This is a genomic window from Sporosarcina koreensis, assembly GCF_001531445.1.
Classification (GTDB): domain Bacteria; phylum Bacillota; class Bacilli; order Bacillales_A; family Planococcaceae; genus Sporosarcina; species Sporosarcina koreensis_C.
On the sequence record NZ_LQYA01000145.1, the window covers coordinates 6,813 to 28,966 of the forward strand.

23 protein-coding genes are annotated in these 22,154 nt (G+C 43.6%); 7 read left to right on the top strand and 16 right to left on the bottom strand.

The features are described from left to right. Nucleotides 1–619 (bottom strand): PDZ domain-containing protein (locus tag AWV70_RS24715; RefSeq protein ID WP_235588693.1); only part of this gene is annotated, 619 nt, incomplete at its 3' end. A gap of 163 nt (nt 620–782) precedes the next feature. Here AWV70_RS24715 and AWV70_RS15240 point away from each other — a divergent pair. After that, the gene (locus AWV70_RS15240) at nt 783–1,715 is read left to right on the top strand and encodes a hypothetical protein (RefSeq protein WP_060208941.1); all 933 of its coding nucleotides are present in this window, start codon (nt 783–785) and stop codon (nt 1,713–1,715) included. Between the two features lie 45 nt (nt 1,716–1,760). Here the strand turns inward: AWV70_RS15240 and coaD are convergent, their stop codons facing one another. Genes coaD through AWV70_RS15255 form a run of 3 tightly spaced genes read right to left on the bottom strand, consistent with a single transcriptional unit; the run spans nt 1,761 to nt 4,214 of the window. Further along, nucleotides 1,761–2,243 carry a pantetheine-phosphate adenylyltransferase gene (gene coaD / locus AWV70_RS15245; RefSeq protein WP_060208943.1) on the bottom strand — a complete coding sequence of 161 codons (483 nt, stop codon included), beginning with the start codon at nt 2,241–2,243 and terminating at the stop codon, nt 1,761–1,763. A gap of 10 nt (nt 2,244–2,253) precedes the next feature. After that, nucleotides 2,254–2,799, bottom strand: coding sequence for a 16S rRNA (guanine(966)-N(2))-methyltransferase RsmD (gene rsmD / locus AWV70_RS15250; RefSeq protein ID WP_060208944.1), 546 nt, complete (start codon nt 2,797–2,799; stop codon nt 2,254–2,256). Continuing rightward, nucleotides 2,796–4,214, bottom strand: coding sequence for a hypothetical protein (locus AWV70_RS15255; RefSeq protein WP_060208946.1), 1,419 nt, complete (start codon nt 4,212–4,214; stop codon nt 2,796–2,798). Before AWV70_RS15255 ends, rsmD begins: the two co-directional genes overlap by 4 nt. 86 nt (nt 4,215–4,300) lie before the next feature. Between AWV70_RS15255 and AWV70_RS15260 the strand changes: the two genes are divergently transcribed. Continuing rightward, nucleotides 4,301–4,693 (top strand): DUF7147 family protein, encoded by a 393-nt coding sequence (locus AWV70_RS15260; protein ID WP_060208949.1) that lies wholly within the window; start codon nt 4,301–4,303, stop codon nt 4,691–4,693. Nucleotides 4,694–4,709: 16 nt separating this feature from the next. On the opposite strand, the gene AWV70_RS15265 is transcribed toward AWV70_RS15260, so the two are convergent. Beyond that, nucleotides 4,710–4,982, bottom strand: a complete 273-nt coding sequence (locus AWV70_RS15265; protein WP_060208951.1) for a YlbG family protein — start codon at nt 4,980–4,982, stop codon at nt 4,710–4,712. Between the two features lie 171 nt (nt 4,983–5,153). On the opposite strand from AWV70_RS15265, the gene AWV70_RS15270 reads away from it, so the two are divergent. Further along, a complete protein-coding gene (locus AWV70_RS15270; RefSeq protein ID WP_060208954.1) occupies nt 5,154–6,059 on the top strand; it encodes a glycerophosphodiester phosphodiesterase family protein in 906 nt (301 codons plus the stop codon). Nucleotides 6,060–6,118: 59 nt separating this feature from the next. On the opposite strand, the gene AWV70_RS15275 is transcribed toward AWV70_RS15270, so the two are convergent. Both AWV70_RS15275 and AWV70_RS15280 read right to left on the bottom strand, forming a co-directional pair. Beyond that, nucleotides 6,119–6,562, bottom strand: coding sequence for a YlbF family regulator (locus tag AWV70_RS15275; protein ID WP_060208960.1), 444 nt, complete (start codon nt 6,560–6,562; stop codon nt 6,119–6,121). Nucleotides 6,563–6,631: 69 nt separating this feature from the next. Beyond that, a complete protein-coding gene (locus AWV70_RS15280) occupies nt 6,632–7,987 on the bottom strand; it encodes a Mur ligase family protein (protein WP_082713653.1) in 1,356 nt (451 codons plus the stop codon). 172 nt (nt 7,988–8,159) lie between these two features. On the opposite strand from AWV70_RS15280, the gene AWV70_RS15285 reads away from it, so the two are divergent. Then, nucleotides 8,160–8,891: an aspartate kinase gene (locus AWV70_RS15285; RefSeq protein ID WP_060208962.1), complete on the top strand. Its 732-nt coding sequence runs from the start codon at nt 8,160–8,162 to the stop codon at nt 8,889–8,891. 1 nt (nt 8,892) lies between these two features. Here AWV70_RS15285 and AWV70_RS15290 read toward each other — a convergent pair whose 3' ends face one another. Beyond that, entirely contained in the window at nt 8,893–9,975 is a 1,083-nt protein-coding gene (locus tag AWV70_RS15290; RefSeq protein ID WP_060208965.1) for a CAP domain-containing protein, read from the bottom strand. A 265-nt stretch (nt 9,976–10,240) separates the two neighbouring features. Here AWV70_RS15290 and AWV70_RS15295 point away from each other — a divergent pair, with 265 nt between their 5' ends. Next, nucleotides 10,241–10,606 carry a YugN family protein gene (locus AWV70_RS15295; protein WP_060208967.1) on the top strand — a complete coding sequence of 122 codons (366 nt, stop codon included), beginning with the start codon at nt 10,241–10,243 and terminating at the stop codon, nt 10,604–10,606. Between the two features lie 114 nt (nt 10,607–10,720). Further along, on the top strand, nt 10,721–11,779 hold the full coding sequence (gene ytvI / locus AWV70_RS15300) for a sporulation integral membrane protein YtvI (RefSeq protein ID WP_235588695.1): 1,059 nt from the start codon (nt 10,721–10,723) through the stop codon (nt 11,777–11,779). Between the two features lie 44 nt (nt 11,780–11,823). On the opposite strand, the gene AWV70_RS15305 is transcribed toward ytvI, so the two are convergent. The 7 genes from AWV70_RS15305 to cyoE form a co-directional block, all read right to left on the bottom strand. After that, a complete protein-coding gene (locus AWV70_RS15305; protein ID WP_060208969.1) occupies nt 11,824–12,285 on the bottom strand; it encodes a DUF420 domain-containing protein in 462 nt (153 codons plus the stop codon). 181 nt (nt 12,286–12,466) lie between these two features. Next, nucleotides 12,467–13,384, bottom strand: coding sequence for a cytochrome c oxidase assembly factor CtaG (gene ctaG / locus AWV70_RS15310; protein WP_306464402.1), 918 nt, complete (start codon nt 13,382–13,384; stop codon nt 12,467–12,469). A gap of 258 nt (nt 13,385–13,642) precedes the next feature. Further along, nucleotides 13,643–13,990 carry a cytochrome C oxidase subunit IV family protein gene (locus AWV70_RS15315; protein WP_060208971.1) on the bottom strand — a complete coding sequence of 116 codons (348 nt, stop codon included), beginning with the start codon at nt 13,988–13,990 and terminating at the stop codon, nt 13,643–13,645. A gap of 1 nt (nt 13,991) precedes the next feature. Beyond that, nucleotides 13,992–14,618, bottom strand: coding sequence for a cytochrome (ubi)quinol oxidase subunit III (locus tag AWV70_RS15320; RefSeq protein ID WP_060208973.1), 627 nt, complete (start codon nt 14,616–14,618; stop codon nt 13,992–13,994). Continuing rightward, entirely contained in the window at nt 14,618–16,492 is a 1,875-nt protein-coding gene (locus tag AWV70_RS15325) for a cytochrome c oxidase subunit I (protein ID WP_060208975.1), read from the bottom strand. Before AWV70_RS15325 ends, AWV70_RS15320 begins: the two co-directional genes overlap by 1 nt. 32 nt (nt 16,493–16,524) lie before the next feature. After that, nucleotides 16,525–17,589, bottom strand: coding sequence for a cytochrome c oxidase subunit II (gene coxB / locus AWV70_RS15330; RefSeq protein ID WP_060208977.1), 1,065 nt, complete (start codon nt 17,587–17,589; stop codon nt 16,525–16,527). A 99-nt stretch (nt 17,590–17,688) separates the two neighbouring features. Next, a complete protein-coding gene (gene cyoE, locus AWV70_RS15335) occupies nt 17,689–18,606 on the bottom strand; it encodes a heme o synthase (RefSeq protein ID WP_060209016.1) in 918 nt (305 codons plus the stop codon). 326 nt (nt 18,607–18,932) lie between these two features. On the opposite strand from cyoE, the gene AWV70_RS15340 reads away from it, so the two are divergent. Then, nucleotides 18,933–19,838: a COX15/CtaA family protein gene (locus AWV70_RS15340; RefSeq protein ID WP_060209018.1), complete on the top strand. Its 906-nt coding sequence runs from the start codon at nt 18,933–18,935 to the stop codon at nt 19,836–19,838. 37 nt (nt 19,839–19,875) lie between these two features. Here the strand turns inward: AWV70_RS15340 and pyc are convergent. Continuing rightward, nucleotides 19,876–22,154: pyruvate carboxylase (gene pyc, locus AWV70_RS15345; RefSeq protein WP_060209021.1), on the bottom strand; the 2,279-nt coding region annotated here is incomplete at its 5' end.

Here is a 22,154-nt window from a genome sequence, read left to right on the forward strand (position 1 = left end):
AACCGATTCGCCCTTCGGATTTCGGTATTTCACTTAAAATGATTTCGACATCTCTGAGCTTCTCATCCCGCTCTATCGTAACCTTCACGTTATCGCCTTCGACTTTTCCTGAAATGGATGAAGCGAACTGTCCAGCCTCATTCAATTGCACATCATCGATAGCTCGTATCTTATCTCCTGCCTCAAGCTTTCCATCTGACGCTCCGCCTTTTACGACAGATACGACAAAGACGCCATCATACGTAATATCGACTGGAATGCCAGCTTTGCTGAATGCGACCGTTATCGCATTGAATTGGGAATCCGACATGAGTTTTTTTTGACGGATATTATACTCTTTGTCATTCTCCCCTTCCCTTCTCACTTTGCTGATCGGCAATACCTTCATCCGGTCGGAAAATTTTGAGGCGACGTAGGAAAAAGGAGTGGCTTTCCCTATCGAAATCGTCATTAGGTTGAATGTGCCCACATCATCCTTGTCACCGCCCTCGACTTCCACAATCGGTTCCAAATCATAAGCACCACCTGGTTTCGATATGTATGCATCGAGAGGATAAATGAATAAAAATAATAGAAAAAGCAAGGCGATAGCATACAATCCAATCCTTTTCATCTTCATACCCACACACCTCCATTAATAGCCTGCACTGTTAGGACATATATATTACATTGTAAATCCATTCATTGCTCCAAAGTCCGCTGGTTATTAGTGTACCATCGAAAATATCCATTATAAAGCATTAACAACAACCACTTGTAGCACACTTCCCGGAAGGAGGCACTTGAATGAACACCACCTCAGATATTATGCAACAACACAACATATGATTAGTATCGCCGTCATATGGGGCTTAATTATTCTCTTCATTTTGCAGCCTGGTATTGCCCACGACGGTGCCGAAGCTGGCGCGCAATTATTTGTACACGCCTTGCTGCCTTATTTGCTTCCTTATATCATTTTGACACAGTGGCTTTTGAAAGTACCTGTTGAAAATCCATCAAAGAAGAGTTGGAAACGATATATGAAAGCGTATGTCCTTGGTTCATTCGGTGGATTTCCTGTTGGGGCGGTAACCGTTACGGAAATGGTCAAAAACGGGGAATTAAGCAACCGTGAAAGCGGCTATCTGCTTGCCGCCTGTCATGCTCCCGGTCCTATGTTCATACTGGGTTTCGTAGGAACTGAACTGTTCGGTGACACGACGTCCGGATGGAAGCTTTTGGCCGCCATCCATATCGCCAATATTATCTTTTTACTCTTTACATTGTTCGCGCTTAAAAGGAAGAGGCAGCAAATGGAATATCCTCAATTGGAAGTAAAGAAAAAAAACGCCAGCTCCCCCTTTTTGGAGTCCATTAAGGAAAGCTCGACAGTCATCATTCTAGTCGCCACTACCGTAATCTTTTTTTCCTCTCTTGGAAATGTATTGACGACCGCCATCTCAAAGGTATTCGCAGTCGATTTGGGAATTACGAAAACTTTTCTTCTCGCATTATTTGAAATGACATCCGGCGTCCAATCCGCAACTGATCATTTTTTTACAAGTCCAGTATTCCCTTTTTTAATCGCCGCAATCATTTCAATGAATGGCCTAAGCATCCATATGCAAGTGTTCGTCATTGCGAAAACAGCCAACACTCCTCTTCTTCCGTATTTCATCAGCAGAATTTGGAGTGTCGTCACTGTTCCGATCATTTTATTTTTCTTATTATGAAAAATGGTTATGACAAACATCTGTCATAACCATTTCAAAACCTTATTAACGTATGTACTTCTCCCGCAATGCCTTTTCGACTACGGAAGGAACTAGGGCAGATATATCTCCACCGTAACGCGCGACTTCTTTTACAATGCTGGAACTGAGAAAAGAATATTGATTTTTCGTCATGACGAAAAACGTCTCTATGCTTTCATCCAACATCCGATTCATTGACGTAATCTGCATTTCATATTCGAAATCGGAAATTGCCCTCAATCCCCGGACAATGACAGAAGCCTTTGCATCGCGGGCATAGTCGATGAGTAGCCCTGATGAAGACTCGATGATGACATTCGGGAATTGCGATGTGACGGACCGTATTAAATCCATCCGTTCATCCACTGTGAATAACGGATTTTTGGATGAATTATTCATGACAGCAACCCTCACTTCCGGAAACACTTTGGCTGCCCGTTCAATGATGTCAAGATGTCCATTTGTAATCGGATCGAAGCTGCCAGGCACAACTGCTATTTTTGTCATTGATGCTACCTCATTTCATATAGATAGATATCGCGCTGTTTCCGTAGATTGGATTTTTAGTCTTTTGATAATCGTTATAGGCATCCGGAAGCGTCAATTGCTTATCATGTTCACAAATGATGATCGCCCCGTCTGACAACATGCCAGCTTTCGCAAACGCATCGGCCAAATCATAGAATTTCGATTCGGCATACGGTGGGTCGATGAAAAGCAAATCTATTTCAATGTCTGCCGGCATTGCACGAACAGCGTTCCTTGCATCATTTCGAATGACATGTACTTGATCGGTGAAACGGCATTTTTCAATATTCTCACGGATGATGGAGCAGGCTTTTGGATTTTTTTCAAAAATATAAGCTTCATCCACTCCCCTGGACAATGATTCGATGGAAAGGGAGCCGCTGCCGCCAAATAGCTCCACAGCGATTCCTCCGTCAAAATAAGGACCGATCATATTGAAGATGGATTCCTTCACCTTATCGGAAGTCGGTCTCGTCAAATTGCCAGGCAATGATTTCAATGGTGTCCCTTTTCTGGATCCTGATACAACCCTCATTTCGGTTCCCCTCCTGTCAACGACTTCACGATGATTGTATCTTCGTTTTTCTGTATAGATAAATGGAATAGTCGCCTCAACGCATCTTCCTCAAAATAATATGCATTATCGATGACCGTAAAAGGCTTTTCACGCAACTCATATCTTTTTTCATTCAATACATAGAAAGGATCCCGTAAAGAAAATCTGAATTTCTCCGTTTCACTTTCAATATATATCGAACTTTCATTCGCCGATACCGAATAGCCGCTTCTTGTTAAAATTTTGTTGGCCGGATACAACGTACGTTTGTCCATAAGTACGGCTGAAATATCCTCCTGGGCTTCCCCGTTCATCGTAATCACACGTGTATCCTCTAACAGGAATGGATAGGTCCCCTTCGTATTCTTTTGTACGAAGGAGGTCTTCCAGCCGCTAACGTCACCGATCAAGTTATCCAACTCGACGGCATCTACGCGTTCGCCTTGCATCTCGGTTAAACGGGATTTCAACCGTTCATACTGATCTGCCGACAAAGAACTTTTCAGCAATTCATATGCCTCTTTGGCCTCTTTCGTGCCGGTCGGTACATCTGTGATGATCGATGCGACTAAGCTGACGACGAGCTGATCCCTATCCGATATGGCGTACTGCGAGCGTACCCCACTTTCCAAAATCACATCCGTCAGTTCGGTCGCCTTCAGTTGTGTAATTAAAAAACGGGATGTTTGAAGCGGTTTTCCCGAAGGATCCATCACAACGGAAATATGTCGGGCGTTCAATTTTTCTAAAGTGCTGTTGAATTGATCCGCAAGATTTGCGTCGATCGGTTTCCCGAATATTGAGAGCCGCTCTCCCCGATATACTTGCGGCAATGATTTGCGTTGCCAATAAAGATCGGTGACTTTGCCATTCCCCTTGAATAATGAATAATCGACCATATCCATTTTTTTAGATCCGACTAATTCGAGTCCGCTGACCCACATTCCGCCAATACCGCTTTCATCTGTAACATGTAAAATGGTAGAATCCGGTTTCGCATACCGTAAAGATGCAAATGGTTCCTTGAAAAGTTTTCTGCTTCCTACTATTCCGGTCTTCGGAATTTCGTAAGAGATGGATTGCCGATTCTCCTCCCCTTCCAAGATCGCCGTTGCATTTTCGTTAATCCTCGTACAAGACGATTCAGTTTCCAGAAAACAAGCACGGTTCCGGCTTTCTGCCGGTAAAATGATTTCGTGGCGCCCTCCATCCAAGTTGTAAAAATGATGCCTGACGTAAAGAGCGTCTGCTCTGTTGATCACTTCAATCTCCTGGATGTATCGTGACTCCTTATCCGGCGTGCCGCTTGCATCCGCCAGTTGACTGTAATGCATATAAACTAAAAACAAATTCGTGATGACTAATAGGCCGACAATGCGGAGTATAATCTTCAATTGCTGCACCTCATTGCAAGGGATGTTTACTGCGTTAGAAAATGATAAGATGAATTATATTCAGATGGAGAAAGGTAGTGTCATGAATGTTACAACAGTATTTCATTGAATTAGGTGAAGGATATGGAGACGTCTATGAGCTTATGGAACTGATTGAAACGAATCAAAACCGACTTCATAGGACCTTCATATTTTCTTCAAACATTAATGGCGGACAAGCGATCTCCCTGGCAGCTGCATTCCGCCCGGCGCAAGATAGTCATTTCATGCCTATATATATATGCAGAGAAGGCATTTCGGAAATGGATGAATCCAAGTCGAAAAGACGGCTCCTTTTCGAGAAAACTTCCATGCAACATGGGCAGGAACCGATTCTCATTGGACTTAAGCATTCATCAGAATTTGCCGATACAAAATTGTTCTATCAGTATATAACAGGAATTCTCCGTCTTAATCATTTAGTTCCGCCATTGCAATAAGCGCGGAACTAGGTGATTAAAGGCCTATCTTATAATCATATTCCTTCGCCTTATCGGGTTTGACATTTTCGTATTCCGTCTTGACGAAAGGGCGATAGGACGGCAATACCTTTTTGACGGATGGAAGCCTCTCAAGTTTACGGATCGTATTGTCTACGTCCACTTGATCACAATAAAGGACAACATATTTCATTTTTCTAGAAATGTAATGGACATGCCCATACTTTCGTAACGATTTGGCCTGTTTCAAATGATGGAGATATACAATTATCCCTTGTCGATCAATCATGATTTTCCCCTCTTTTCCTACCCCATACAATACCATAGGAGAGAAATGGGCTGCAACCGAACATTGCTGACATCTTCCGTTTTTTCCATTATAATGAGGAAAGGACATGTTAACTTGCTCCAGCAAGTTGGCACCGAGGCGTAATTGATCGATAACGAGGAGGATACGAAAATGGGAAGAAAAACGAAAGTGGCTCTTACGGTGGGAGCAGCCGGAGTAGCTGCTTGGGCTGCATCCAAAGTAGTTGCTAAGCCCCAACCCCGCCCCCGGAAGGAAGCACTTGAATTCAAGGACCCAGTCGTTCTTTCGCATCGCGGAGGAATGAAAAATGCCCCTGAGCACACATTAGCAGCGTTTTCAAATTCAGCAGAGCTCGGAGTCCATGGATTTGCCGTTGACATCCGGTTGACAAAAGACGAAGAAATCGTACTCTTCCATGATGAAACTGCAGATCGGACAACTGATTTTTCTGGCAGGATTTCTGATTATACAATAGATGAATTGAAAAAAGCAGATGCAGGCTATATGTTCGAAGATGAGGAAGGGAATTTTCCTTTTCGCGGCAAAGGCGAGAAAATCATTAGTTTACGTGAACTATTAATGGCCTATCCACATATGTTGATCGCTATTAATCTGAAAGACTCGCCGGATACATACGAAGGAAGTCTAATGCCTTCCAAGCTATGGCGTATTTTAGAGGAAACCGGATCGCAGGAGCGCGTGATTGTCATGAGCGCATTTGACGAGCAAACCGACCGTTTCAATCTTTATGCTCAAAATAAAGTGGCGATTGGAGCAGGAAATGATGAAGTGAAAAAAGCGTATGCGTCGCATTCAAGCAAATTCGGACACTTATACAATCCACGTGCTGATCTGTTTTGCATAGCTGAAAAGATGGGTCTGTTTCCGATGAACACGGAAAGCTTTGTCAGCTTCCTTTCCAATTTAAATGTCCCCGTTTACTATACTCACATCAATGATAGGGGTTCATTTGAAAAACTTTTAATTACCGGGGCTGCGGGCTTCATCACTGACGAGCCGGCGCTGGCTATGGAAGTCATCCAACAAAATTCATAAAAAAATGGTTGCCAGTTATTGGCAACCATTTTTATGTTATTGATGGATGAACTGTCTGCTTACGCTGAGCAGGAGCAACCTCCTCCTGTTCCACACCCACCCCCGCAAGAAGAATCCACAAAGAAACTATCACCGGCAGGCACTTTGATGGAGTCGGATACCGATTTTGCAATGATTGCGCTGATTTCATTCAATAGGCTCTGCACATCGTTTTCCGCAAGACGCAGGGCCGCGACATGCTCGTTCATATCCAGTCCCCTCTTTTGAATACGTATATCTTTCATGACTGTCTTATAGTCAGGATGGTATCTGCCGAAACGTTGCACTTCTTCGTAACGCTCCTTCATATTGGTAAAATCATAGATCGCTTTTGCCAACGATTTGTTGGAATAGACGGCATGATTCGCTCTTCTGTACTCTTGGATGATTTCGGAAGAAAGCAACATGTCGGAGAGTGTTTCTGATTGCTCAATGATTGACATCCATTCATCTGTCATCATCATAGGGCTTTCCCTCCATTCCAACTAATCATACCAGAAAAAACGTAGCCCGTGCATGCATTCCGACCTGTTTTATAAATTCTTATTGCGAAGTGCCGTCTGTGCAACTTCATAATCCGAAAACGCGAAAAGTTCTTGCCCGATCTGCTGCGTTTTTTCATGTCCTTTCCCAGCAATTAAAACCGTATCTCCCGCTTTGGCATATCGAACCGCTTTTTCAATCGCTCTCCTTCGGTCCATCTCCACAACTACTTTTTCCCTTTCACAGCTAATCCCGGCAAGGATTTCTTCTATTATCGCGAATGGCTCCTCGTTCCTCGGATTATCTGATGTGATAAATATTTTAGATGAATACGTCGTTGCCACTTTTCCCATTTGAGGACGTTTTCCCCGATCCCGATTACCTCCGCAGCCGAATACAGTGATCAAATCTCCTGTAGACTCTTCCGTCAAAGACGCTAAAACCGTTTGAAGGGCATCTGGCGTGTGTGCATAATCAATAAAGACGACCACTCCCCCTTCTCTCAAACATTGCAGTCGCCCCTCCGGCAATACAAGCTTGTTACAAAGAGGCAATGTGTCAAATGTATCCCAATTGAGCACATGCATGACAGTAACAGCTGCGAGCGCATTTAAACGATTGTGTTTACCCGGCAAAAAGTTGGGATACAAGTCGTCAGGTATCAAATTTCCAGCAACCGTCAGCTCTCCGAAAAAGTGGACCTGCCTGTCTGCATTTCCAACTAACTTTACACATTGCCAATCGTCTACATTGACGACGAGACTTCTTGCCATCTTCGTCAACCTCTTCTTAGCTGCAATATAAGCCTCCTTGCTCCCATGCTCTTCATAATGATCAACCCCGATATTTAGAAAAACCCCGACATCTATCTTGCAATGATCCAACCTTGAAGTGGATAGCCCAAGGGAAGAAGCTTCCATCACTATATATTTCATGCCTGCTTCCAGACATTCCTTCAATAAAGGATGAAGAAACTCGGCAGGCAATGTCGTCATATCCGGAATATCAAGATGTACTTTCCTCCCATTCATGAAGAGTCCGGTCGTCCCTATGACCGCCGCCTGTTCACCTAGCATCAGTAATAATTGACCGATGAAATGCGTGACAGTCGTTTTTCCGTTCGTTCCCGTTACTGCAATAATTGTCATTGATTCGGATGGATTGCCCGCAAGCTTAGCGCTGGCATGCGATATGAACGTTCTTCCATCCGGCACAATGATCAGCGTCACTTCCCGTAAACCATCAAGATTTACATTCCCATTCCGATCAATGACTATTGCAACTGCACCACGTTCAATCGCTTCTCGGACATGCAAAATACCATCGTCGCAAGCGCCTTTCCTCGCAACGAAAATGAATCCCTCCTTCACATTTCCAGATCTCTCCGTAATACCGCAAATCGGCACGCCGATACTTCCCGAAACCGTACAGGGCCAATCTTTCAGAATCTCAGACAGTAACAGAAGCCCCCTCCCCTTCCCGAACAATTTTCATGAATAACGAATATATTGAGAGCGAACCATACTTTATCGTATGAAGGAAATGGAACGAACGACACGAAGAAAGTTGGGAGCTTGAATGATAGTTCAAAAATTTGGCGGAGTGGCTATGAAAGACAAACAAACACGAAAAATATGCATCGATCACATTAAATCCGGATTGGAAAACCATCAAAATGTCGTCGTAGTCGTTTCAGCAATTGGAAGAGGAGATGAACCATACTCCACAGATCGGTTATTACGTCTGACTGATTCATTCATCTATTCTAAAGCTGCAAGTGATCTTGCCGCTTCATGTGGCGAGCTTATCGCATCGGCAATCCTATCAGCAGAACTGGAAGAGGCGGGCGTCCCGAACAGAATACTACATGGAATTCAAGCAGGCATTTGGACATCCGGCGATTTCGGAGATGGCACAATCAGTGACATCGATCCTACTATGATTGTCGACAGTTTACAGGAATCGGGATGTGTCATCATTCCAGGTTTCCAAGGAATCAATGAATTTGGTCAAGTAATGACAATCGGCAGAGGCGGCAGTGATTTGACTGCGATTGCACTTGGCGGCGCTTTGCGTGCATCTCATGTGGAGTTTTTCAAAGATGTCCCCGGTGTCATGACGAGTGATCCCCGTTTCGGAACTGACGCCAAAAAATTGGAGGATATGAGCATCCATCAATTGTTGCCGCTATTGGAAACAGATCACCCTGTCATTCAAAAACGCGCGGCCATTTACGCAATGAAAAAAGCGATACCTCTTTATGTAAGAGGCATCGCTTCCGATGAAAAAGGGACTTGGATTTTGCCGTAGATCATTTTTCCAAATAACTCGGCATGTTTTCTTTCTTATCGGGTTTTATCAAAACTTGCGTATAGAACTTTCCGTATGCCCCTGTACCGATTTCAGTTGCATCCGAATCCAGCAAAACACTGCGGTGCGCGGGAGAATTCAGCCAACCATGGACGGCTTCAATGGCGTCCACATAATTGGCGGCGATATTCTCCCCGGCTTTTTTATGCTCAATTCCAAAGCTTTTCAAACGCTCCGATAAGTTTCCGGCAGATGGCGACTCATGTGAAAAATAATTTTCAATCGCCATATCTTTGCTATGATTTTGTGCAAGTAATGATAGCCAGTAATCATTGTTCAGCGGCTCTACTCCATGACGCTCCCGATAAATATTCGTCAATTCGAAAATTTGCCTTTCCATCGACCGGTCAACCTCCATCTGAACCGTCGATGAGGGTAGGTTGGCAGTAACAAGTTCTCCCATGAATTCCATGTCATACGGCTGATGGATGACGAGTGTTTTAGGATCGATAAATCGGACACTTTCAATGATTTCATCTTCGGCATCTACATATACCTGTGCATACAGGTCCTCATATTTCAGCAGAATCCTATCCTTTAAATCCTGACTATTTAACGTAAACGTATAAATGTTTTCATCCAGTGTCACATTAACCTCAGACTCGATGATTGAAAAACGGAATACTTCATTAATATTTTGACCGATTACGATTGGCGATAGATCTGAATCTGTATCAGCACTGAATACTTGATTGACAGTGCCTTTCCCAACTCCTACCATCATTCGGGCAGCCTTGGAATAGACCCACCAATCATAGCCGTAAGCTGATGGTTCAATCCTATCGGGTTCCCCAAATGCTTCAATCAGTTTCTCCGAGGATTTCCCGACAAATGTGGAAAGTCCTGTCCCAGGCCGTTTTTGTCCAGCCGTCATATCAACAAATTCCTTGTCCGAAGACGGAATTGCCGTTCCATGTTTGACAGGCGACTCCAAAGGTTCATTTTCCTGAACCCTGCTTCCCATGAAATAAAACAGCGCGAGAAGGACAACTAGTAATAACGCAATTTTCCATAATACTTTCAAGTCTTCCCGCCGCCTTTCAAAATAAGTGAAATCAAAGGTACTCTTCAACTCTTGAGAAATAGTATTAATTTGAGTATAAGTCAACTGTAGCGGATTTCAAGTACAAAACTTTGAATTTCCCCTTCCATTGCTATGATGAAAAACCGCCAGATGGTGTTCATGAAGCTTTTATGACACAATGTTGTCATTGCAACTAACAATGATTTGTTCTATGATAAATAAGTATAGGCATTCGACTGGATGATTATGAAGGAGGACTTGAACGATGTATATCGAAAATACAGGGATTGAAGGCATTGTTGCTGAATTGTCACTACTAGACGAAATCATGCTGAAACACGATCTCGTACGTGCTGGTCAATGGGACTATGAGCGTGTGACATATGATAAGAAATACGTAATCAAAGAAGGCACTTATTACTTGCGCGTATTCGGATTCACTCCTGATGGAGACGTTGACACCAGGGATGCAATCATGCATCTTAAAAAACCTGTAATCGGCAAGTGGTATTATCCGCACGGTGTAGAATATGGCGAGGGCGAGCATTTCCCTGCAGGGCTTGTGAAAGATTGCGAAGCGACACTTAAAGCAGTCTTGGAAGACCTAAAACCATATATCCTAACAAAATAAAACGTATTCGTAGTGAAAGTCGGGGAACTTATTGTTCTGCGGCTTTTTTTTATCTATTCATTCCTCTGAATTTTGGTTATAATGAGAGCAATGAACAATTTGGAGGAATGACCGTTGTCACGTTGGCTTACAAAAAAGAATATCATGTTATTCACGTTACTAATCATTTGCATATTGCTGTTTATTTTTATTCTCCCCATTTCCATACCGATCATTTTAGCCCTTCTGACGGCTCTCCTCTTCGAGCCACTCGTCAAATTGACCGAAACGAAATTTAAATGGAAACGCAAAATGTCCGTCATATCTGTATTCATTTTCATTTTGGGAATTCTTGCGATCAGTATCTATTATACGGTCACGTCATTGATAGGTAGACTTATTCAATTCACAAAAGCCGCACCCGATTATTTAAACAAGCTGTCAGGCGTATGGATTGATTTTCAAAGTAAGCTTTTTGTGTATACATCAGGTCTGCCTGATGATGTTGTGAAATCAGCGCAAGACGGGTTCAATGAAATTTTGGAATCATTCCGGAAGTCGCTATTGGAATTGTTCAATTCCGATAAAATCGTCGCTCTTGCATCTGAAATTCCGAATTTCTTAGTGAGTCTTATCGTTTATATGATTGCCCTTTTTCTTTTCATGCTTGAATTGCCCGAGTTGAAAAAGATGGTGTTCCGACACTTCACAGATGAAACTGCAAAAAAAGTCCGCTATATGACAGTGAAATTGAACTCTGTTATTTTCGGGTTCATGAAAGCACAATTGCTTGTCAGCTTTATCATTCTAGCAGCGTCATTCATCGGATTGCTGATCATTGCCCCAAAATACGCATTGATCATGTCCATTGTCATTTGGATCATTGATGTGATCCCGATTTTGGGTTCGATCATCATTCTTGCGCCATGGTCGTTATATCAGTTCGTAAGCGGAGATATTGGCATGGGGACTAAGTTGGCCATATTAGCTGCGATTCTTCTGATCATCCGAAGGACTGTCGAACCTAAGGTGATGGGCAACCAGATTGGCCTATCTCCTCTTCCGACGCTTATCGGCATGTTCATCGGGCTGAAGCTATTCGGCGTGCTCGGCTTCTTTATCGGGCCGATGATCGTTATTTTATTTAACACAGCACGCGAAGCCGGAATCATCAGGCTGAATTTCAAAATATGATAAGTAAAACCGGCAAGGATAAATATCCTTTGCCGGTTTCTTTTTCATATCCCTAAAATTGCTTTGATCATCGAAGTCGTTTCTCCACTTTCGTACAAGACATAAAGCAGTAAATAGACAGCTACGCCTGTGATTGCTGTGAAGAACCAGACGACGCTTGTAATCGGACCGATCCCTCGATGTTTGTCCAACTTATCTTTCAATCCCCAATTGATTGTCAATACGCCCATGACGGCTCCTGTCGTAGATAGAGCGATATGAAAAATAAGGAAGACGGTATAGTAGATCTTCAAATTTTCCGGGCCGCCAAACGCAGTGTTGCCGATGAAAATCGTACGGGAAACATATATGATGAAAAACAATACTGCTGACACTGCCGCAGCCAGCATCGTCTTCTTATGGGCTTCGATCTTACGGTTTAGAATTAATTTCCACCCGATCGCCACTAGAATAGCCGATAACACAATGAAAAATGTACTTAACGTCGGTAAAAAAGGAACATTCATGCATAATACTCCTTACTATATTTGATAATTTAATAAGTGTACAAACAGTTGCTTTCCGTTCCAGGCGGCCTCATCTTGCTCGCAAATGCCGTTCTCCATGACGGCGTTTACTGGAATCGTCGTTTTCCACTCCAACCAATTAGAGTCACTTTAAGCAAATCATTTGTTCAACTTATATAGATCATCTATTCATTTCAAATTTTTGTCTTTCTAGCAAATCTCTTTGTGTAATCTCATCAGCATTCAATTGCTCTTCACGATACCATTTAATAAAGATTTTACCGATGACTACGACATAAATTAATTCTTGTACGACTTTCATAATAATTCCGCCCAATTGCTGATCATATACTGTCGGCATGTTTGTAAACAACTCCGGTCCTGATATGGATAAGCCCGTCAATGTTCCTGCCGGTACACAGAGTGCCATTGCCTGCAACCACGCTTCTCCACTGCTATAAGTCTCATATACAGGGACATCTACGAATATGATTAAAGCACAAGCAGGTGTGACTAGTAGGGCACTTAAAATCACGTATCCGATTTTCTTCAACCCATGCAAATGTGGATGGTCTTCCATTGTATTCACAATCGGCCACCATAGAAGCAAAGCCGATAAAAATACCGTAATTGTAAAAACAGCGTGCAAAACTGCACTCAATTTAATGTAATCAAGTATCATCGGGTAGTGATACATAGAAAATGCAAGCGTGAAAATAAGTAAACTAATAATCGGCTTCGTAAGCAACCTTACAATTTTATCGATGATTTTCACACTGAAAACTTTTTTCCAGATGAAATTCGGTATTCCAATGATCAATAAAGGGGCGACCCCTAACAATAGAAGCGCCATTTGCGTCATATGAACCGAGAACAGAATATGTCCAATCAGATCAACGGGTGACCCTTTTACTATATATAAGAGCACCATCGAGGCGAGAAAGTATTTGATTTCCCTTCCGGTTACAGGTTCCGTCCCTTCAAACCAATGCCGCCATTTTTTGGTCAAGAGAAAGTATAATACTACGAGCAGTACTAATGTTAAGAAATAATAAGGACTCCATAATGCTCGAAACCCAAATATGCTGAAAGGCATCATTGCCATCGCTCCTTTAATATGTCTTTCCCTATTATAAAACGAACACAGCGCGAACACAATGAACGAACAATGACAATATACAAAAGCGAAGGACGCCTGCCTAGAGGCGACAGGCATAAGGCGAAGATGCGGCGTGGCGTACTTTGCCACAGAGCAACTTCGCCTTATGACCCCGAGCCTCTGGCGTCCGTAGCTGGATGATAACAAAATCTAAAGTGAAAAGCCTGTGGAAGAGATCCACAGGCTTTTCTTTATTGATTACCACCAAACGATTGTAACGAATGCCAAAGGGATAAGGAAGCCTAAAAGAGCTCCTGTATACATGAACATTTGAGGGATGCCATGCCCCTTTTCACTCATATGCATGAAATAATACAGTTGCAATCCGACCTGGACAGCTGCAAACAGCATGACCATCGGAATGATTAAGTACTTCGAGAACCCTGCAACGCCGGCTTCATATGCAACAACCATGGAAAACGAGACAAGTGTCAGGAAGATCATAAGCGAAAACATCATAACCTGATCCCGCATGGCTTTTTTGGAACGACGTTTTGCGAGCTGCTGTTCAGCAGGTGTACGTTTGTAAACTTGAACGTCTGCCATCTTAACCTATCACTCCCATCAAGTAGACTACAGTGAAGATGAATACCCAAACGACGTCGATGAAGTGCCAGTACAATGAGAAAGTATAGTACTTCGATGCGTTGTAAAGATTCAGACCGCGTTTCGCATTACGGAAAATCAATAACGTAATCCACACAAGGCCGACAGCCACGTGGAAACCGTGAGTCCCGACAAGCGTATAGAAAGCGGAACTGAAAGCACTGTTGTTATACGTGAAGCCCAAGCCAACATAGTGCGAGAACTCATATACTTCAAGCATAAGGAATCCAAGTCCTAAAAATGCAGTAATAGCGAGCCAAAGCTGCATTTTTTTGAAATTATAGTTACGCAGATGGTACATGGCAAACACACTCGTCAATGACGATGTCAATAATAACATCGTCATGACAAAGACAAGTGGCAATTCATAAAGTTCTTGTGTCGAGAAACCAAAGCCGCTTGGGCCGGAATTCTTCAACGCCATATATGTTGCGAACAGCGTAGCGAAAAGGATTGTTTCTCCTCCAAGGAACAACCAGAAGCCGACAAACTTGTTTTTTGCTTCAAGTGTCGCTCTTTCCGGATGGTCGGGCCAAGTTTCAGGAGTGAATTTTTTATTCAAATCCATTAGTTTTGACCCCCTTTACGTTTTAGATCACGGAGAATTTCGTCTTTTTTAATGTAGTAGCCCGTATCATCTTGCAATGAACGTACTGCCATCGAAACGAAAGTCCATAAAAGACCAAAGATCAGGACAGGTAGTCCCCATGCTGCTTCAGTGCGGAACATCGCTCCGAATCCGGCGATGAAAAGTCCTAATGTCATAAGAAACGGAATGATAGAACCGTTCGGCATATGAATGTCCTTAATCGGTTCAGCTGGTGTAAGCCCCGTTTCGTTGCCTTCCATTTTCTCGATCCATACAGTATCAAGACCACGGACAAGCGGAGTGGCAGCGAAGTTGTAATAGATCGGTGGAGATTCAATCGCCCATTCAAGCGTACGGCCGTCTCCCCATGGATCATTTGCAACTTTAACATTCTTGATGGATGTCATGATGGCATTATAAACGAGTACAATGACACCAATCGCCATCAGTAAAGCCCCGATTGAACTGATAAGGTTCGCAAAGTTCCATCCTTGGCCGTCCATATACGTCCATACTCGACGCGGCATTCCCCAGAATCCTAACCAGTGCTGGATAAGGAATGTCATATGGAAACCGATGAAGAAGAACCAGAATGTAACTTTACCAAGTGTTTCATTCAACATTGTGCCGAACATTTTCGGCCAGTATAGATGCGTTGCAGCCAAAATAGCAAGTACTACCCCACCAACAATAACGTAGTGGAAGTGAGCTACGATGAAATAAGAATCGTGCAATTGATAGTCAAGCGGAGCCGCCCCTTGCATGACACCCGTTACCCCACCCATTACAAATGACGGGATGAAGCCGAGCGCATAAAGCATAGGCGTTGTAACTTTGATGCTTCCGCCCCACATTGTCAATAGCCAGTTGAAGATCTTAACCCCTGTCGGGACAGCAATCGCCATTGTCGCGACGGCAAAGATCGCGTTCGCAGTCGGTCCAAGACCTACAGTGAACATATGGTGAGCCCAAACCATGAACCCAAGGAATCCGATCAACACGGTCGCGAAGACCATTGATGGATAACCGAAGAGTCGCTTACGGGAGAAGATCGAAAAGATCTCTGAGAAAATACCGAAAGCAGGCAAAATAAGAATGTAAACTTCAGGGTGACCAAAAATCCAGAAAATATGCTCCCAGATGATCGTGTTACCACCCATCTCATGATTAAAGAAGTTACCACCGAACATGCGGTCAAATGTCAGGAAGAAAAGACCGATAGTCAATGGAGGGAATGCGAACAGAATCATCGCAGATGCTACAAATGTTGTCCATGTGAACAACGGCATACGCATATACGTCATACCTGGCGCACGCATGTTGATGATCGTGACAAGGAAGTTAATCCCCGCCATGAGCGTACCGCCCCCGGCAATCTGTAGACCGATTGCATAGAAGTCAATTCCATGGCCTTCTGACGCAAGGGATAATGATGCATATGAAGTCCATCCAGCGTCAGGCACTTCACCGTATAACCAAGAGATGTTCAGGAAAAGTCCTCCGAAGAAGAACATCCAGAATCCTAAGGAGTTGATGAATGGAAACGCAACGTCACGTGCCCCGATCTGCAAAGGCACTATCGCGTTCATAAATCCGAATAAAATAGGCATGGCCGCTAGGAAAATCATCGTCGTACCGTGCATCGTGATCAAATCATTGAACAGTCCCGCACTGACGAAATCATTATTCGGCTTATATAACTGATAACGAATCATCATCGCTTCAATACCGCCGAGTACGAAGAAGAACCCGCCACCAAGGAAGTAAAGGATTCCGATCTTCTTATGGTCGACTGTAGTCAGCCAATCCCATAGCGTTGCGCCAAAACCCTTTTTTTGAGCAACTGAACTCACTTTGTTTACCTCCTCTTCAAAATCACAAAAGATTATTTTTCAACTGATAATCCCATTAAATATTCAGCCAATGCATCCAATTCAGAATCGGAAAGCTGATCGGCGAATCCCGGCATCTTATTGCCCGGTTTATGTGTCTGTGGATACTTGATCCAATCAATCAAATCTTCCTTTGTATGCTCCATGAATCCTGCAACACGGTTACGATCTCCGAAAGTTGCTAGGTTCGGTCCGACTGCACCAGTTTCACCGACACCCGAAGTGGCGTGACATCCGATACAGCTTTGTTGGAAAACTTCTTCCCCTGCAGGATTTGCAACGACTTGATTCTCGTCGGACGCCTGCATCGCTGCTACCCAGTTGTCGAATTCAGGACGCGGCATCGTTTTTACTTTGAAATCCATCAAAGCATGCGAAGGACCGCAAAGCTCAGCACATTTACCATAGAATACGCCGTCTTTTAAATTCTTGGAGTCTTTCTCAAATACCAAATAGAATTTATTAACGTTTTCTACGTTCGTATCAAGTTTTCCACCGACCGCCGGAATCCAGAAGGAGTGTTTCACGTCTGCAGCAATCAGGTTAAAGTAAACCTTTTCATCCATAGGTACGACTAATTCCTGTGCAGTTACAATACCTAGGTCAGGATATTCAAACTCCCACCAGTAAAGTTTCGCCGTCACATCAACGACTAGGTTTTCAGCGTTTCCATCGTCATCCACAGCGCCCATTGCCGAAACATCCCCAAGTTTATACGTGTAGTAAACAGTTGGGACCGCTAGCAATAAGATCAATAGAATCGGGATGATCGTCCATACAAGCTCAAGCTTATGACTGCCTTCAACTTGTTCAGGAATATGATCTTCACCCAATTTTGAACGTCTAAAGCGCACCAATGCGATTAAATAAATTGCTACAACAACAATAATGACGAGCAACATTATTCCTGACGACAATAATAGCAAGTTGAACTGGTCTCGACCGACTTGTCCGGCAGGCAGAAGCGTTGATAGTTCTTCTTGTCCACATCCTGCAAGGAAAACTGTCAGTACAGCCAATAGAGAAAAGAGACGCCACTTTTTGAGTCCTTTCATCATCGCTAACTAATACCTCTCTTTCTAAAAAAATGTTTTCTTCAATGAGGACTGTTGACCTCTCTATAATGAATTCCTGTCAAAAAGAAAGAATTCCATCAGTTAGATGAATATCGAAAAAATGATCATTGCGACAAAGAGGATCGTCATGTAATTCAAGGAGAATATGAACATGGATGTCGCCCACTTCAAATCATCCTTCGCTTTGAATCCTTTTATCGAAAAATATAACCAACCGATATTCAGAGCCGTTGCCAGCACAATGAATCCGATTCCAAGTTCCTGTAAAAGAAATGGTAATGGGAACAAAAGGAGAACCCAACCTAAAATCGACCTCTTCGTCCTTTCAAAACCTTTTACGACTGGAAGCATCGGAATGCCAGCTGCCCGGTATTCTTCAGTCCTACGCATCGCCAATGCATAAAAATGCGGAGGCTGCCATGCAAACATAATTAAGAACAGCGCCCATGCACCCATGCCAAGAGACGGCTCAACCGCCGCCCAACCAATCAATGGCGGTATGGCACCGGAGATGCTACCTACAACCGTATTGCTAACATGCTTTCTTTTCGACCACATTGAATAGAGTACAACATAGCTGAAGACACCTGCAAGTCCCCACAGTCCCGCCGCCGGTGACGCAGCAAACAACATCACTTCGCCCAAGGCAATGAAAGTGATCGCCATTGCCAATACAGCCGGTGCCTTAAATCTGCCGGTGACCGTTGGACGTGACTTTGTTCTCGTCATGATGGGATCGATATCCCGGTCAATGAGATTATTCAAAGCCGCCGAGCCCGCAATGATCAATCCGGTACCGAAAAGTCCATACAGAAGCAAATCCAGATTACTGATAAAGCTTTTGCCAGTGAATTGGAATGCTAGAAAAAGACCGGTGAATGTTGTAATCAAGTTTGAATTCACAATGCCGATTTTAATAAGTGCTAAAAAATCCTTCAATATGGATGTCGATCCGATATCCGGTTCAACGGATGAAGAAATCGCTCGACCGTTTGACATATGTACCCTCCTTTCAAGGATGTCGGCAAGGACCGCTATACCTAACTATATCGAATTTCGGTAATAATTTCTATATATAAACCGAATTTCACCCGATATGTGAAGTATACTGTCTTTTTGAAAATTGTTTCGCCTTATCTATAGTAAATCATTTCCCTATGCGTTTTGTGAAGTTAAAGGGTCTATTTTATGAACAATTTGTGAAAAAGCGATAGTCAACGCTGATTTTGGCCAATATGCGTTGTTTTTTCGCCTTATTTTCGCTATCATCAACAAACGGGGCCTTTTTTCATAATGGTCATCATTTCTTAAAGAAGGTGTCTTGTTTGCAGTATAATAGATATTTGAAATGGTTCGGAGTTGCCTCTACAATCGGAATGCTGTTAATCCTTTTGGGCGGTGCTCTTGTTACGAAAACAGATAGTGGAATGGGATGTGGAAGGCATTGGCCTGGTTGCAATGGCCAATTGATTCCAGATGAAATCACGCCAGAAGTCCTTATCGAATTTTCGCATCGCCTCGTCACAGGCACGGTCGGTATTTTGATCGTCGTTCTAGCAATTTGGTCTTGGAAAGCGATTGGACATAAAAGGGAAACAAAATTGCTGTCCATTTTGGCATTGTTCTTCCTCATTTTGCAGGCGTTTATCGGTGCTGCACAAGTTCTTTGGGGACAAGGGGACTTCATCCTTGCACTCCATTTCGGCATTTCGCTTATTTCCTTTGCGTCTGTCTTCCTTCTTACATTGCTCATCTTTGAAGTCGATCAAAAATTTGATGCAGACAAGCTGAAGATAGGCAAAACACTTAGATTTCATACAATCGGCGTAACGATTTATTCTTACATTGTCGTCTATACAGGAGCGCTCGTCCGCCATACGGAATCCGAATTGAGCTGTACAGATTGGCCGATGTGTAGGAACGGGGATTTCTCCCTTCCGTCTAATTTCTGGGAATGGGTGCAGATGAGTCATAGGACTGCCGCAGCATTGATTTTCATATGGCTTGGGATTATTGCGATTCATGCGATCCGTCATTATAAAGATCAACGTGTCATCTACTGGGGATGGATTTCGGCATTCATTTTAGTGTCCTTGCAAGTGTTAGCGGGTGCAGCTGTTATCCTCACACGGTTGAATCTTTATTTAGCTTTGGCGCATTCATTGTTTGTGATCCTTTTGTTCGGACTATTAACTTATATGGTACTTCTAGTTTCAAGAACTAAACAGTAGAAATAGTAAAAGCACCCACGCATGGGTGCTTTTTTCATTAATGCTCCAGTTCCAATAGGAGATCGCCTGTTGAGATGGCGTCGCCCGGGGAGACATGGATTTCTTTGACAACTCCGTCGAATGGTGCTTGGATCGTCGTTTCCATCTTCATCGCCTCCGTAATGAGCAGATGCTCCCCTCTTCGTACTTTCGTCCCTTTGGAAACAGCGACTTTCAATACCGTTCCCGGCATAGTTGCTGCAATGTGGGAGTCGTTTGATAGATCCGCTTTTTGTTTGCGAGCTACATCCGATTCTACATTGATGTCTTGAATGATGACTTCCCTCGGCTGACCGTTAAGCTCGAAGTAAATGATGCGTGTGCCGTCTGTCTGTGGTTCTCCTATGGAAACGAGCTTGATGATGAGCGTCTTCCCTCTTTCGATCTCCACTTCAATTTCTTGGCCTAGCCTCATCCCGTACAGGAACTCCGGCGTGTTAATGACTGAAATATTGCCGAATTCTTTTTTCATAACGGAATATTCTTCGAACACTTTCGGATAGAGAGCATATGCTAATGCGTCTTTCATCGTGGAAGAGTGTCCAAGAAGTTCTTCGGTCTTAAGAAGAAGTGCATCAAAATCGACAGCTTCCATAAGTTCACCCGGACGTACAGTGATCGGCGTTCTCCCTTTCAGGACAACTTGCTGTATTTCTTTCGGGAATCCTCCATACGGCTGCCCGATAAAGCCTTCGAAAAACTCGATGACCGATTCCGGGAAATCGATCGATTGTCCACGTGAAATGACAGTTTCCTCATTTAAATCGTTTTGCACCATGAATAATGCCATATCTCCGACAACCTTGGAGGAAGGAGTCACTTTCACGACGTCTCCGAAGAGCATATTCACACGTGAATACATCTCTTTGACTTCTTCCCATCTTTCCCCGAGACCGACAGCCTTGGCTTGCTGTTGCAAGTTGGAATATTGACCGCCCGGCATCTCGTGTACATATACTTCAGAATGTGGACTTATCATGCCACTTTCAAAGTTTTGGTAATACTTCCTGACATCTTCCCAGTAATACGATAACGATTCCAGAGCAACGACATCTGCCTTCACTTGGCGCTTGCCGTTTTGCAATGCATAGTATAAGGAGCTTGCAGACGGCTGGGACGTTAGGCCGGCCATGGATCCGAGCGCCGTATCCACAATGTCCACGCCTGCTTCAACTGCTTTTGCGTACATGTAAATTCCATTTCCGCTCGTATCATGGGAATGAAGATGAATAGGTATATCAACAGTCGCCTTCAATTCGGAAATAAGACGGTAAGCAGCTTCAGGTTTCAATAGGCCGGCCATATCCTTCAACGCAAGAATATGGGCTCCTGCCGCTTCAAGCTCCTTCGCCATTTCCTTGTAGTATGCAACTGTATATTTCGCCCTGGAAGCATCCAGGATGTCTCCTGTATAACAAAGCGCAGCCTCAGCCACTTTCCCTGCCTGTCGGGTTTCATCGATTGCGACTTCCATTCCTTTGATCCAGTTCAGACTGTCGAATATACGGAATACATCAATGCCTGATTCCGCCGATGTTTTGACAAATTCCCTAATGACATTATCGGGATAATTTGAATACCCGACCGCATTTGCGCCACGGAACAGCATTTGGAATAGTACGTTCGGGATTTGCTCTCGAAGCTTCATAAGCCGTTCCCACGGATCTTCTTTCAGGAATCGGTACGCAACGTCAAATGTCGCCCCTCCCCACATTTCGAACGAGAACAGGTCCGGCAGCAACCTTGCTGATTCAGCGGCGATGTTCGTCATATCCGAAGTGCGGACACGGGTTGCAAGCAATGATTGGTGAGCATCCCGGAATGTCGTATCTGTCAGCAGGACGTCATCTTGCTCTTTTATCCATTTGATTAATCCTTCAGGGCCTTTTTCATCCAAAATCTGTTTGGTGCCAGCAGCCGGCGGAACGAGGAGATCCACCTCAGGTTTCCTAGCTGAATGGAATAATGGCTTTGACTGCTTTTCTATTCCCGGAAAACCGTTGACGGTCACATTTCCTAAATAGTTCAAGATTTTTGTCCCTCGGTCTTTCCGAACCGGAAACTCGAATAATTCAGGTGTCGAATCAATGAAGCTTGTATCATAATTGCCGGTCAGGAAACTTTCATGACGGACGACGTTTTCAAGGAACGGGATATTTGTTTTAATTCCCCTGATCCGAAATTCCTGTAGATTCCGATCCATTTTTGCTGCTGCGTCACGGAAAGAGGTGCCCCAAGTCGAAACTTTGACGAGCAGGGAATCATAATATGGTGTGA

Excerpts from the sequence above, each read along its gene's own strand:
- coaD (WP_060208943.1), bottom strand. The coding sequence starts at position 2,243 with ATGACAAAAATAGCAGTTGTGCCTGGCAGCTTCGATCCGATTACAAAT.
- rsmD (WP_060208944.1), bottom strand. The coding sequence starts at position 2,799 with ATGAGGGTTGTATCAGGATCCAGAAAAGGGACACCATTGAAATCATTG.
- AWV70_RS15260 (WP_060208949.1), top strand. The coding sequence starts at position 4,301 with ATGTTACAACAGTATTTCATTGAATTAGGTGAAGGATATGGAGACGTC.
- AWV70_RS15265 (WP_060208951.1), bottom strand. The coding sequence starts at position 4,982 with ATGATTGATCGACAAGGGATAATTGTATATCTCCATCATTTGAAACAG.
- AWV70_RS15270 (WP_060208954.1), top strand. The coding sequence starts at position 5,154 with ATGGGAAGAAAAACGAAAGTGGCTCTTACGGTGGGAGCAGCCGGAGTA.
- AWV70_RS15275 (WP_060208960.1), bottom strand. The coding sequence starts at position 6,562 with ATGATGATGACAGATGAATGGATGTCAATCATTGAGCAATCAGAAACA.
- AWV70_RS15285 (WP_060208962.1), top strand. The coding sequence starts at position 8,160 with ATGATAGTTCAAAAATTTGGCGGAGTGGCTATGAAAGACAAACAAACA.
- AWV70_RS15295 (WP_060208967.1), top strand. The coding sequence starts at position 10,241 with ATGTATATCGAAAATACAGGGATTGAAGGCATTGTTGCTGAATTGTCA.
- AWV70_RS15305 (WP_060208969.1), bottom strand. The coding sequence starts at position 12,285 with ATGAATGTTCCTTTTTTACCGACGTTAAGTACATTTTTCATTGTGTTA.
- ctaG (WP_306464402.1), bottom strand. The coding sequence starts at position 13,384 with ATGATGCCTTTCAGCATATTTGGGTTTCGAGCATTATGGAGTCCTTAT.
- AWV70_RS15315 (WP_060208971.1), bottom strand. The coding sequence starts at position 13,990 with ATGGCAGACGTTCAAGTTTACAAACGTACACCTGCTGAACAGCAGCTC.
- AWV70_RS15320 (WP_060208973.1), bottom strand. The coding sequence starts at position 14,618 with ATGGATTTGAATAAAAAATTCACTCCTGAAACTTGGCCCGACCATCCG.
- coxB (WP_060208977.1), bottom strand. The coding sequence starts at position 17,589 with ATGATGAAAGGACTCAAAAAGTGGCGTCTCTTTTCTCTATTGGCTGTA.
- cyoE (WP_060209016.1), bottom strand. The coding sequence starts at position 18,606 with ATGTCAAACGGTCGAGCGATTTCTTCATCCGTTGAACCGGATATCGGA.